Raw genomic sequence first — 12,300 nt, forward strand, 5'->3', positions numbered from 1 at the left:
CCCCTTGCTGATCCCCTGCCCCGCATGGCCGGCGGCCTAGTCCATCCCGCCGCCGCCGTCCACCCATCGGGACAGGCATGGTCCGGACGGCCGCGAACAGCGCCCGCTATCTTGTGGCCGCGATCGGGCCGGGCTTAGCTTCCCCAAAATCACGACAGGACGGGAGCGGAAGCCATGCAGCGGGCCGATATCGAAGGAAAGAGCATCCTCATCACCGGAGCCACCGGCCAGTTCGCCAGGCCGCTGGTGGCCGCTTATGCCGGCAAGGCGAAGGTCTATGCCGCCGCCCGCTTCGGCAAGGCGGAGGATCGGGCCGAGATCGAGGCGATGGGCGCGACGCCGGTGCGGATCGACCTTTCCGATCCCGCCAGCCTGGATGCGCTTCCCGAGGTGGATTATGTCGTCAACGCCGCCGTCGCCAAGACCGGCGATTTCGATCGCGACCTGAAGGAAAATGCCGAGGGCGTCGGCTTCCTGATCGCCAAATGCCGGAATGCCAAGGCCTTCCTCCACATCTCCACCACCGGCGTCTATGCCTATGAGGGGCCGACGCCGCGCAAGGAGAGCGATCCGCTGGGCGACAATCACCGGTCGATGTTCCCGACCTATTCGATCGCCAAGATCGCGGCGGAATCGGTCTGCCGCTTCGCCGCCAAGACCTATGCCGTGCCCACCACCATCGCGCGGATGAGCGTGCCTTATGGCGATAATGGCGGCTGGCCCTGGTATCATCTGCTGATGATGCAGAACGGCGTGCCGATCGCGATCCACCCGGAAGGCCCAAACCTCTACAACCCGCTCCACGTCGACGATTATGTCGAGAAGATCCCCTATCTGCTGGGCGCCGCCACGACCGAGGTGACGACCACCAATTTCGGCGGATCGCAGGCGGCGAGCGTGGAGGAATGGTGCGCCTATATCGGCGAGCTGACCGGCTTCACCCCCGTCTTCCAGCAGGACAATGCCGCCTTCGGCGCGCTTTCGATCGATACCGCCCGGATGCACGCGCTGATCGGCGAGACCAGGGTGGACTGGCGGGACGGCATCCGCCGCATGATCCGGGCGCTGGCCCCCGATGCGCTGAAGGCGCCTGCCTGAAGCCCCGGCGATCTGCTAATATCGGCGGCGCTTGCTTTCAGGGGAGAAGGCCATGGCGAGGCTGATTGGCGGCACGGCAGCCGGCATCCTGGGCTGGTTCGTTCTTGCGACGCTGCTGAACCTCGCCTTGCGCCACGGCTGGCCGGATTATGCCGCCGTGGAGAAGGCAATGGCCTTCACCTTGGCGATGATGGCCGCGCGGCTGCTGGTGAGCGCGGCCAGCTCGATCGGCAGCGGCTTCATCGCCGCCCGGATCGGCGGCGTGCGGGCGGCGGCGATCGCCGGCGCGATCCTCCTCCTCATGTTCCTCCCCATCCATTACATGCTGTGGCAGCGCTTTCCGGCCTGGTATCATCTGGCCTTCCTCGCCTCGCTGCCGCTGCTGGGCTCGCTGGGCGGACGGCTGGCGCGGGGCGGTTCGCGCTGACATCGCGATACCGCCCCGGCGGCCGCCTTCAGGCGCGTTCGACCGCCCGTTCCGAAAGCAGGCGAAGCTGGTCCTTCACCGCCAGCACCTCCTCATAAAGCAGGGCGATCTGCGCCTCGGCGCGCTGGTTGGTCTCATAATCCAGCCGCGCTTCCAGCCGGTCCTTCGCGGCCTGGCGGTTCTGGCTCATCATGATGATCGGCGCCTGCAGCGCGGCCAGCATCGACAGCATCAGGTTGAGGAAGATGAAGGGAAAGGGATCGAAGGCGTGCGCGACGAGCACGACGGTGTTGATCGCCGCCCAGCCCGCCAGGAACAGGCAGAAACCGATGATGAAGCCCCAGGAGCCGCCGACCGCGGCAACCCTGTCGGCCAGCCGTTCGCCGAAGGTGAGCCCTTCGTTGAACAGTTCGTTGGGATCGCGCTGCGGCTGGGCGCGACGCAGATGGAATGCGAAGAAACGGATCGCGTTGTTCATGGCTCACCTCGCTTGCGACCGGCCGCAAGGCCCATCGCGCGCGTGAGCCGGAGTCAGCTCAGCGACGGCCCTTGCGGCACGGTCGATCGACTATGATCGTTGCTGGACATGACCCTGATCGGGGACCTCGACGAAACGGCTCCGCCCCATGCGGGCCGTGGGCGCGACATGATCCCGCCGTGCCGGAGGGTCAATCCCGGCGGGGATTAAACTTTCGTCATGTCGGCAGAGGGGCGATGCCCCGCTTTCACTCCGCCGGCATCGGCCCGGCGAGCGGGGCGGGATCGATCCGTTCGTCCTGCCACTTCATGCTCCAGTGGAGGTGCGGGCCGGTGGCGCGGCCGGTGGCGCCGATCGCGCCGACAAGCTGGCCGCGCGACACGCGCTGGCCGACCTTCACGTCGATGCGGGAAAGGTGGAGGAAGGCGCTGTTCAGCCCCATGCCGTGATCGATCATCAGCAGATTGCCCTCCAGCGTGAAGGGCGCGGCCGCCGCCAGGATCACCACGCCGTCCGCCGGCGCCACCACCGGCGTGCCGGTGGGGCGGGCCACGTCCACGCCCGAATGGAAGGCCCCCGGCTCGCCCGCATAGATGCGCTGCGATCCGAAGACGCCGCTGATCCGCCCCGTCACCGGCCATTGGAAACGCTGGCGCCAGCCATCGGTGGCGGACTGGACGGCGCGGGCGGCGTCGATCTGCGCCAGTTCCCCCTTGCGACGGGCCAGGAATTCCGGCGTCGGCGTGGTGCCGCGCGGCAGGGTGGGAAGCGACTGCACGTCCCATCGGCGCGGCGCGATCGCAAGCGGGCGGCGCAGCACCGATCCATCGGCGCCCCGCGCCTCCAGCGTCGCGGCCGGGCCGTGGTCGCGACCGAAGCCGATGATGAAGCGCCGGTCCGGCGCCATCGCCAGCGGCCGGCCATCGAGCAGCAGCACCGCCGTGCCTTCGGGCGCGGTGCCGGTGACGAGCCCGCCCTGGCGGAACTCGCCCTGGTACTGGAACTGGCCGGACAGCGGCGCGACCGGGGGCGGTGGCGGCGCCGGTTCGGCCGCCGCCGGGGCGGGCGGCGGGGCGGCGGGCACGCAGCCGACGAGAAGGAAAGCGGGCGGCAGCGCCGCAGCGAGGGAAAGCAGCCGTCGCGCGGCGCCGGCCGGGATCACGCGGAAAGCGCCGCCTGGGTCGAAATCTCCGCGCTGGCATAGGCTTCCTGCCGCGCCACGCTCCAGTAACGCAGATTGTCGAGCGGGATCTTCTCGCCCGAGACCGCGCAGACGACATGATCGCCCGACGTGAGCACGCGGAAATTATTGGCCATATAATGCAGCCGGGCGGGGCGGTTGGCGTGCGACATCAACATGGGATCTTGGTTCCTCTGGCCCGCATCAGAGCAGGCTCGGCTGTTCGGGTTCTTCCGGAGAATAGGATGGCCGGCCGCCCCGCTCAACCCGTGCGTCCACGGTGCCGTCGGCGAAATGGAGCGTCAGCGCGCCGGCCGCCTTGGCCTGCGCCGCCGTCGTCACCACCCCGCCGCCGCGCCGGCCGACCCAGGCATAGCCCTTGGCGAGCGGCCGTTCGGGGTTGAGCCCTTCCGCCAGCCGCCACAGCCGCTGGACCTGCGCCTCGGCATCGGCCAGCCGCGCCTCGATCAGCGCCGGGCGGAAACGCACCGCCGCCAGCCGCTCGCCGGCCCGCGCCAGCCGCGCCTTCAGGAGCGGGGGGCGGAGCGCGCCCGCAGCATGGGCGAGATCGCCGCGCGCCACCGCCAGCCGGCGCGAAAGCCCGCGCGGCAGGCGTTCGCCGAGATCGTCCATCCGCTGCTGCTGCGGGCCGAGCAGCCGATCGGGCGCGGGCAGCCGCCTGGCCGTCGCCTCCAGCCGCTCGCCCGCGCGCTCGCGATAGCGGTTGGCGCAGCGCGCGGCGCGCACGCCAAGCTCGCGCAGGCCGGATAGCAGGTCGCCGCGCACCGGCACCGCCATCTCGGCGGCGGCGGTGGGGGTCGGCGCGCGGACGTCGGCGGCGAAATCGCACAGCGTGGTATCCGTTTCATGCCCCACGGCCGAGATCACCGGGATCGAGCAGCCGGCGACCGCGCGCACCACCGCTTCCTCGTTGAAGGCCCAGAGATCCTCGATCGATCCGCCGCCGCGCGCGACGATGACGAGATCGGGGCGCGGCACCGGCCCATCCGGCGCCATGGCGTCAAATCCGCGCACGGCGGCGGCCACCTGATCGGCCGCGCCCTCGCCCTGCACCAGCACCGGCCAGACGACGACGCGGGTGGGACAGCGATCCTCCAGCCGGTGGAGGATATCGCGGATCACGGCGCCGGTGGGCGAGGTGACGACGCCGATCACGCCCGGCAGGAAAGGCAAAGGCTGCTTGCGATCGCGATCGAACAGCCCTTCGGCCGCGAGCGCCCGGCGCCGCTGGTCAAGGAGTTGCATCAGCGCGCCCTGCCCGGCCAGCTCCATCCGTTCGATGACGATCTGATATTTGGAACGGCCCGGATAGGTGGTGAGCCGGCCGGTGGCCACCACCTCGATCCCGTCCTCCGGCCGGAAGGCGAGGCCGCCGGCGGTGCCCTTCCAGATCACGCCGTCGATCACGGCCTTGTCGTCCTTCAGCGCCAGATAGCAATGGCCGGAGGCGACCCGCTTGAAGCCGGAAATCTCGCCGCGCACGCGGACATGGCCGAACCGTTCCTCCACGCTGCGCTTGAGCGCGCCCGAAAGCTCGGACACGCTCATCGCCGGCGAATTGTCGCCGGGCGCCTCCTCGGCTAACAGCCGCTGAGGTTCGAAGGGAAGATCGCTCATGAAAGTCCTGTTGCTGGGTTCTGGCGGGCGCGAGCATGCGCTGGCATGGAAGCTCGCACAATCGCCGAAGCTGACCAAGCTTTACGCCGCGCCGGGCAATCCGGGAATAGCCGAACATGCCGAGCTGGTGCCGATCGATCCGGCCCACCCCCATGCCGTGCTGGCCTTCGCCCGCGACATGGATATCGGCCTGGTCGTGATCGGGCCGGAGGCGCCGCTGGTGGCTGGCGTGGGCGATCTGCTGCGCGAGAACGGCGTGCTGGTGTTCGGCCCCGATGCCGCCGCCGCGCAGCTTGAAGGGTCCAAGGGCTTCACCAAGGATCTCTGCGCGAGGGAGAATATCCCCACCGCCGCTTATGCCCGCTTCACCGATGCCGATGCCGCGCGCGCGGGCCTCGCCCGCTTCGGCCTGCCGGTCGTCATCAAGGCGGACGGGCTGGCCGCCGGCAAGGGCGTGGTGATCGCCGAGGATGCCGCCGCCGCCGAGGCGGCGATCGCCGACATGTTCGACGGCGGCTTCGGCGAGGCCGGGGCCGAGGTGGTGATCGAGGAATTCTTGACCGGCGAGGAAGCGAGCTTCTTCGCGCTGACCGACGGCAAGGCGGTGGTGCCCTTCGGCTCCGCCCAGGATCACAAGCGGGTGGGCGAAGGCGATACCGGCCCCAACACCGGCGGCATGGGCGCCTACAGCCCGGCCCGGGTGCTGACCCCGGCGCTGGAGGCGCGCGCCATGGCCGAGATCGTCGAGCCGACCGTGCGGGCGATGGCGGCCGCCGGCACGCCTTATTCGGGCGTGCTCTATGCCGGGCTGATGCTGACGGCCGAAGGCCCCAAGCTGATCGAATATAATGCCCGCTTCGGCGATCCCGAATGCCAGGTGCTGATGATGCGGCTGGAAGGCGACCTGCTGGAGCTGATGCTCCGCGTGGCCGAGGGGCGGCTGGGCGAAACCGCCCCGCCCAGGCTTTCCGACGCGGTGGCGCTGACCGTGGTGATGGCGGCCAACGGCTATCCCGGCACGCCGGAGAAGGGCGGCACGATCGAGGGCATCGACGCGGCCGAGGCCGGCGGCGCCAAGGTGTTCCACGCCGGCACCGCGATCCGCGACGGCGGGATCGTCGCCAATGGCGGGCGCGTGCTGAACGTCACCGCCACGGGCAGCACCGTGGCGGAGGCGCAGGCCGCCGCCTATCGCGCGGTGGATGCGATCCGCTTCCCCACCGGCTTCTGCCGCCGCGACATCGGCTGGCGCGAGGTGGCGCGTGAACGGCAGGGGCAATAGCCGCGCACGGAACGGCGATGGCCGCGCGGCGTTCGTTACGGTAGCGTAGGCAGCGGAAGGCGGAAGGCGGAAGGGACGGAGAAGCATATGGACAATTATTTCCTGGTCGCGATCGGCGCGGTCATCCTCGCCGCCCTTGCCATATTCTTCGTCCTGCGCGGGCGCCGGCAGGCCACGGGAACGATCGAGCCGCCGACGTCCGAACCGTCCAAGATCGCCCCCGCCGCCCCGCCGCCGGCAGCCCCCGCGCCCAGAGCCGAGCCGCATCATGATCGCGTGACCGATGCGGCCGCCATCGCCACCGCCGATATCGCCGGCCAGTTCCTGGGTATCGACACCACCCCCAATCCGCCGGACGACCTCACCCGCCTGAAGGGCCTCGGCCCCAAGGCGCAGTCCGTGCTGAACGGCCTCGGCATCACCCAATATTCGCAGCTCGCCGCCCTCACCCCGGCGCAGATCGACAAGGTGGATGCCGCCATGGGCAATTTCGCCGGCCGGCTGCGGCGCGACCAGTGGATCGAGCAGGCCCGGCTGCTCTCCATCGGCGACATCCCCGGATTCGAGGCCAGGTTCGGCAAGCTAGGCTGATCTTCCGCCGCCTTGGCACATGACCTGAACGGCGAAATCGGCTAGCGGGGGGCATGGACCTTTACCTGCCCATTGCCGGCCTGTCGGTGAACATCATCGTCATCATCGGCCTGGGCGGGCTGGTGGGCATCCTTTCGGGCATGTTCGGGGTGGGCGGCGGCTTCCTCACCACGCCGTTGCTGATCTTCTACGGCATTCCGCCCGCCGTCGCGGTCGCCTCCTCCGCCACCCAGATCACCGGCGCCAGCGTATCCGCCGTCCTCGCCCATCACCGCCGGCAGGGCGTGGATTTCCAGATGGGCTGGGTGCTGGTGGCAGGCGGCGCGCTGGGATCGATCACCGGCGGCTATGCCTTCCGCGCGCTGCAGGACAGCGGCCAGATCGATACCGTCGTCGGCATCCTCTATGTCCTGCTGCTGGGCAGCATCGGCATATTGATGGCGCGCGAGGCCGCGCAGAGCATCGCCGTGCTGTGGGGCAAGGCCGCCGCCCCGCCGCGCCAGCGCCGCCACAATCCGCTGGTCGCGGCCCTGCCGATGCGCTGGCGCTTCTATCGATCGGGGCTCTACATCTCGCCGATCGCGCCGCTGCTGCTGGGCTTCGGCACCGGCCTGCTCACCGTGCTGCTCGGCGTCGGCGGCGGCTTCGTGCTGGTGCCGGCGTTGATCTACCTGCTCGGCATGTCGACGCGCGTGGTCGTCGGCACATCCTCCTTCCAGATCCTGTTCGTCACCGCCGCCACCACGCTGGTGCATGCCACCACCACCAAGGCGGTGGATATCGTGCTGGCGGTGCTGCTGCTGATCGGCAGCGTCGTGGGCGCGCAACTCGGCACCCGCTTCGCCATGAAGGTGCGACCCGAATGGCTGCGCCTGGCACTTGCCGGCATCGTGCTGGCGGTGGCGGTGCGGATGGCGCTGGGCCTCGGCTGGCGGCCGGACGAGATCTACACGATCCAGCCGCTATGAAGCGCCGCGCCGCCCTCATCCTCCTGCCCCTGATCGCGCTGCTGCTGGGCGCCGCCGCCAAGCCGTCGCTGGTGCCGGACGTGTCGCAGCGGCGGATCGACATCATCTACAGCTTCACCGGCGCGGAACTGCTGCTGTTCGGCGCGATCGTCTATCCCGGCGGCCGCGCGCCCGAAAAGCCGGCCGACGTGGTGGTGGTGGTGAAAGGCCCCGCCGAACCGATCGTGCTGCGCGAGAAGCAGAAGATCGCCGGCGTCTGGATGAATGCCGAAAATGCGCGTTTCCGATCGGTGCCGGCCTTCTACGCGGTCGCATCCTCCCGGCCGCTGAAGGGGCTGGTGGACGATCGCACCGCCGCCATCTACGAACTCGGCCTCCGCAACATCCAGCTTTCCCCGGCCAGCGGCGAGACGCCCGAGGCGCAGCGCCGGTTCGAGGCGGGGCTGGTCGATCTCAAGCGGCGCGGCGGCCTCTATGTCGAAAGCCCGGACGGCGTGGAGGTGAGCGAGGGCGTGCTCTACCGCGCCCGCATCGCCATCCCGGCGCGCGTGCCGGTGGGCAGCTATACCGCCGAGACCTTCCTGATCCAGGACGGCCGGGTGGTCGCCGCCGCCACCCGCGAGATCGAGATCGACAAGTCCGGCTTCGAACGCTTCGTCGCCATCGTCGCCGATCGCTGGTCCTTCACCTACGGCCTCGTCGCGGTGGCGGTATCGGTGGCGCTGGGCTGGGCGGCCGCCGCGGCCTTCCGCAAGAAGTGATCCGCAATATCCGACTTTCTTAATCCTTTGCCTCTTATCGTCCGCGCCGTTGGCTAGCGAAGGCAGGGGCTGCATGAACGATATGGCGATGGGATTCCGCCCCGTGGAGCGGGCGGCCGGCAACGGCGCGGTGGAGATCGGCCGGCTGATGGAGATCGCCGGTTCCTCCTCGCAGATCAGCCTCGACGGGCAGATGCTGGCATCGTTGCAGAGCGATCCCGATCCCAGCATCGCCATGGCCGGCCAGGTCGGCAGCCAGGTGAAGATCCGCGTGGGCCAGCGCTGGCTGATCGCCAATGTCCGCGCGCTGCGCCTGGCCGACGCGGACAGCGACCTGATCCTGGGCCATGTCGATTTCCTGGGCGAGGGCGAGGAGGATCGCTTCACCGGCCGGCTGCTCAACTTCCGGCGCGGCGTCACCCGCTATCCCACGCCCGGCAGCCGCGTCTATCCGGTGTCGAGCGCGGACATGAAGCAGATGTATGCGGCGGACGAACGCGCCCATATCGAGATCGGCACGATCTACCCGACCGAGGATATTCGCGGCGCGCTTTACGTCGATGCGCTGCTGGGCAAGCATTTCGCGCTGCTGGGCTCCACCGGCACCGGCAAGTCAACCTCGGCGGCGCTGATCCTGCACCGCATCTGCCGCAGCGCGCCCGAAGGCCATATCGTGATGATCGACCCGCATGGCGAATATTCCGCCGCCTTCAAGGGCACGGGCGAGATCTTCGACGTCGACAACCTCGCCATGCCTTATTGGCTGATGAACTTCGAGGAACATGCCGAGGTGTTCGTCACCTCCACCGGCGCCGAACGCCAGATGGACCGCGACATCCTCGCCAAGTGCCTGCTCGCCGCCCGCGCCAAGAACCGCGCGGCCGAGGGCATTTCCAAGCTGACCGTCGACAGCCCCGTGCCCTATCTGCTTTCGGACCTGTCCAACATCATCCAGACGGAAATGGGCCGGATGGACAAGGCCGGCGGCACCGCCCCCTATCTCCGTCTCAAGACCAAGATCGACGAGATCAAGGCCGATCCGCGCTACGCCTTCATGTTCTCGGGCATGCTGGTGGCCGATACGATGGCGCAGTTCCTGTCGCGCATCTTCCGCCTGCCGGGCTATGGCAAGCCGATCTCGATCATCGACGTGTCGGGCGTGCCCAACGAGATCACCTCCACCGTCGTCGCGGTGCTGGCGCGGATGGTGTTCGATTATGCCATCTGGTCGCGCGGCGAGGCGCAGCGGCCGATCCTGCTCGTCTGCGAGGAAGCGCACCGCTACATCCCGTCGGACCGGGTGACGACCGGCGCCTCCGTGCGCACCATCCTGGAACGGATCGCCAAGGAAGGGCGCAAATATGGCGTGTCGCTGGGCCTCATCACCCAGCGGCCGTCGGACCTCGCCGAAGGCGTGCTTTCCCAGTGCGGCACCATCATCGCCATGCGCCTGAACAATGATCGCGACCAGGCCTATGTGAAATCGGCCATGCCCGAAGGCGCGCGCGGCTTCCTCGATTCCATCCCGGCGCTGCGCAACCGCGAGGCGATCATCTGCGGCGAGGGCGTCGCCATCCCGATCCGCGTCTCGCTGGACGATCTGGAGCCGGAAAAGCGGCCCGCCTCCACCGATCCGGTCTTCTCCGAACTGTGGACCCAGGTGGGCGGGGAGGACCAGATACTCGGCCGCGTCATCCGCCGCTGGCGCAGCCAGGGGCGCTAATCGCGGGCAAGGGCATGCCGGGCCGGCCACGGGGCCGGCATGCGCGCCATGATGTGCCGGGCGAACCACGGCCGGATCGGCTGTAACCGCTTGCCAGCGCCCCTTCGCACGTGTCTAGTCGACGCGGCATCAACCATAGACCAAGCGCCCGATGATCCTGATCTGCCCAGCCTGCAACACCCGCTATCTGGTTCCGGACACGGCTATCGGCCCGGAAGGACGCCAGGTGCGCTGCGCGTCCTGCCGGCATAGCTGGTTCCAGGAAGCGCCCGCGCTCGCCGCCCCGGAAGAGGCGGCCCCCGAACCCGTGCTGGCCCAGGCGGCGGCGGAAGCCGCGCCGGCCGGCGATGCGGGGGCGGATGAGCCTGCCGCCGCCGCCGCCCACCCCTTTCCGGCAGCCGCTGCGCCCGGCGAGCCGGCGCCCGAACCGGCGGCACCCCCGTCCTTCGCGGCCGGCGCCCGCGCGCCGCAAGCCGAGCCGGCCGATGCGCCCGCCGCCGATCCGGTCACCGTCTATGGCGAGGACGAGGCGGCGGCGGAGCCCGACGGCTTCGATCCCTTCGCCCATCAGCCGCCCTTCACGCCCCGGCGCAATCCGGCCAAGCTGTGGACGCTGGTGGCGGTGATCGCCGCCGTGCTGATGCTGGCCGCCACCGGCGCGCTGGTCGCCTTCGGCCCGCCGGACATCGCCCAGCGCATCGGCCTGGCCCGCGCCTCCGAAGGCGTGCCGCTGATCATCGAATCCACCCGCACGCCGGAAAGGCGGCCGATGGCGAGCGGCAACGAGCTGTTTTCCGTCACCGGCCGGATCACCAATCCCACCGATCAGGTGCAGCCCGTGCCCGATATCCGCGCCAACCTGCTGGATGCGCAGGATCGCGTGGTCTTCGCCTGGACGATCGCCCGGCCGATCGCCCGGCTCCAGCCCGGCCAGTCGGTGGACTTCAACGGCGCGGTGCTGGACGTGCCGCAGAACGCCAAGAATCTGGACCTCAGCCTGGACGCGCCGACCCGCTGAGGCGGCGCCGGCCGCGCAGCAAAAAGGGCGCCGGGATCGATCCCCGGCGCCCTTTTCGTTTCAGGCTTTCGTTTCCGGATCGGGGGCTGACTTCAGGCCAGCACCGCGCCTTCCCCGGCCGCCTTGCCGAAGCGCGCCCGGCGCAGCATGCCGCCGATCAGGCCGAAGCCAGCGATCATCATCGCCCAGCTGGCGGGTTCGGGCACCGGCGCGGATACCGGCGGATTGGTCACCAGATCATAGCCGGTGAAGCGGCCCACATAGAATTCGGAATTGCCGGTGATGTTGTTGGCGACCAGCGATCCGAAGAACCCTCCCCAACCCAGCGTCGCATCGGCGCCGGGGGCCAGAACGTTGCCCGCCCAGCTACCGCCGAAGGTGAGCGCCGTCGCATCGCTGAAGTTGAACAGCAGCGACGAGGCCAGCCCCGCCGACTGGTTCACGATCGTCTGGCCGTTGATCGTGTAGGCGCCGTTCCCGCTGAGCGCCGCCGCCGCACCGCTGACGTTGAACACGGCGACCGATCCTTCGGGAATGAACACCGAAAAGCCGCCGGAGCTGCTGAGCTGGCTGGTCGTCAGGTTGAAGACGTTCACCGCCGCGTCGGTTCCGGTGAAGGTGAGGCTGTGGCCGTTCGAAGTGATCGCGCCGTTGGCGGCAAGGCCCGACAGCGAGGCGGAAAGATTCTGGAGGCGCGTCGCCTCGCTGGCGAAATTCACGGGCACCGGCGCGTTCTGGGTCGCGACGCCATTCGCCACCGTCAACCCCGAGGCCGTGATGGTGCCGCCCGCCACCGCATCGCCATGGAAGACCGTGCCGCTGGCATAGACGATATTGCTGCCGGCCACCAACGAGGCGCCGCTATAGCCCGCGCCGAGATCCTTGCCGACGCTGAAACCCTGGACATTGACGTTTCCGCCCGCGGCCAGGGAGCCGTTCACCTCGGTCCAGGCGGACGTGAAATTGCCAAGCGCGAACACGTCGAAATCCAGAGCGGTCGCCGCCTGCGCATTCCCCGCGCCCGCCAGAGCGAGCGCGCCGCAAGCCAGCAGCGCCGCGCGCCGAATCATCGTGATAGCCATGTGCCTAACCCCGCAACGAAAATGGCCCAACAGGGGCCGAACCCGGAATCGGCC

13 protein-coding genes are annotated in these 12,300 nt (G+C 69.3%); 8 read left to right on the forward strand and 5 right to left on the reverse strand.

The features are described from left to right. The first annotated feature begins 174 nt into the window (after positions 1–174). Entirely contained in the window at positions 175–1,098 is a 924-nt protein-coding gene (locus tag G432_RS09080; protein ID WP_015458525.1) for an NAD-dependent epimerase/dehydratase family protein, read from the forward strand. Positions 1,099–1,150: 52 nt separating this feature from the next. Beyond that, the gene (locus G432_RS09085) at positions 1,151–1,525 is read left to right on the forward strand and encodes a hypothetical protein (protein ID WP_015458526.1); all 375 of its coding nucleotides are present in this window, start codon (positions 1,151–1,153) and stop codon (positions 1,523–1,525) included. A 28-nt stretch (positions 1,526–1,553) separates the two neighbouring features. Here G432_RS09085 and G432_RS09090 read toward each other — a convergent pair whose 3' ends face one another. The 4 genes from G432_RS09090 to xseA form a co-directional block, all read right to left on the reverse strand. After that, the gene (locus G432_RS09090) at positions 1,554–2,003 is read right to left on the reverse strand and encodes a DUF1003 domain-containing protein (protein ID WP_015458527.1); all 450 of its coding nucleotides are present in this window, start codon (positions 2,001–2,003) and stop codon (positions 1,554–1,556) included. A 247-nt stretch (positions 2,004–2,250) separates the two neighbouring features. After that, the gene (locus G432_RS09095; protein ID WP_187294055.1) at positions 2,251–3,117 is read right to left on the reverse strand and encodes a M23 family metallopeptidase; all 867 of its coding nucleotides are present in this window, start codon (positions 3,115–3,117) and stop codon (positions 2,251–2,253) included. A gap of 44 nt (positions 3,118–3,161) precedes the next feature. After that, positions 3,162–3,362, reverse strand: coding sequence for a DUF2093 domain-containing protein (locus G432_RS09100; RefSeq protein WP_015458529.1), 201 nt, complete (start codon positions 3,360–3,362; stop codon positions 3,162–3,164). Positions 3,363–3,387: 25 nt separating this feature from the next. Then, a complete protein-coding gene (xseA, locus tag G432_RS09105; RefSeq protein ID WP_015458530.1) occupies positions 3,388–4,821 on the reverse strand; it encodes an exodeoxyribonuclease VII large subunit in 1,434 nt (477 codons plus the stop codon). On the opposite strand from xseA, the gene purD reads away from it, so the two are divergent. The 6 genes from purD (at position 4,820) to G432_RS09135 (ending at position 11,164) form a co-directional block, all read left to right on the forward strand. Further along, positions 4,820–6,103 (forward strand): phosphoribosylamine--glycine ligase, encoded by a 1,284-nt coding sequence (gene purD / locus G432_RS09110; protein WP_015458531.1) that lies wholly within the window; start codon positions 4,820–4,822, stop codon positions 6,101–6,103. The genes xseA and purD overlap by 2 nt on opposite strands. An 87-nt stretch (positions 6,104–6,190) precedes the next feature. After that, positions 6,191–6,694: a hypothetical protein gene (locus G432_RS09115; protein ID WP_015458532.1), complete on the forward strand. Its 504-nt coding sequence runs from the start codon at positions 6,191–6,193 to the stop codon at positions 6,692–6,694. Positions 6,695–6,747: 53 nt separating this feature from the next. Further along, positions 6,748–7,662, forward strand: a complete 915-nt coding sequence (locus G432_RS09120) for a sulfite exporter TauE/SafE family protein (RefSeq protein ID WP_015458533.1) — start codon at positions 6,748–6,750, stop codon at positions 7,660–7,662. Then, complete coding sequence (locus G432_RS09125; protein ID WP_015458534.1) at positions 7,659–8,423, forward strand: TIGR02186 family protein; 765 nt, start codon at positions 7,659–7,661, stop codon at positions 8,421–8,423. The genes G432_RS09120 and G432_RS09125 overlap by 4 nt, the downstream gene beginning before the upstream one ends. Positions 8,424–8,511: 88 nt before the next feature. Beyond that, positions 8,512–10,146, forward strand: coding sequence for an ATP-binding protein (locus G432_RS09130; RefSeq protein WP_413818447.1), 1,635 nt, complete (start codon positions 8,512–8,514; stop codon positions 10,144–10,146). A gap of 151 nt (positions 10,147–10,297) precedes the next feature. Continuing rightward, positions 10,298–11,164, forward strand: coding sequence for a zinc-ribbon domain-containing protein (locus G432_RS09135; protein WP_015458536.1), 867 nt, complete (start codon positions 10,298–10,300; stop codon positions 11,162–11,164). A 92-nt stretch (positions 11,165–11,256) separates the two neighbouring features. Here the strand turns inward: G432_RS09135 and G432_RS09140 are convergent, their stop codons facing one another. After that, the gene (locus G432_RS09140) at positions 11,257–12,246 is read right to left on the reverse strand and encodes a choice-of-anchor A family protein (RefSeq protein ID WP_041864856.1); all 990 of its coding nucleotides are present in this window, start codon (positions 12,244–12,246) and stop codon (positions 11,257–11,259) included. Between the last annotated feature and the right edge of the window lie 54 nt (positions 12,247–12,300).

The sequence above is a fragment of the Sphingomonas sp. MM-1 genome, assembly GCF_000347675.2.
Taxonomy (GTDB): domain Bacteria; phylum Pseudomonadota; class Alphaproteobacteria; order Sphingomonadales; family Sphingomonadaceae; genus Sphingomonas_E; species Sphingomonas_E fennica.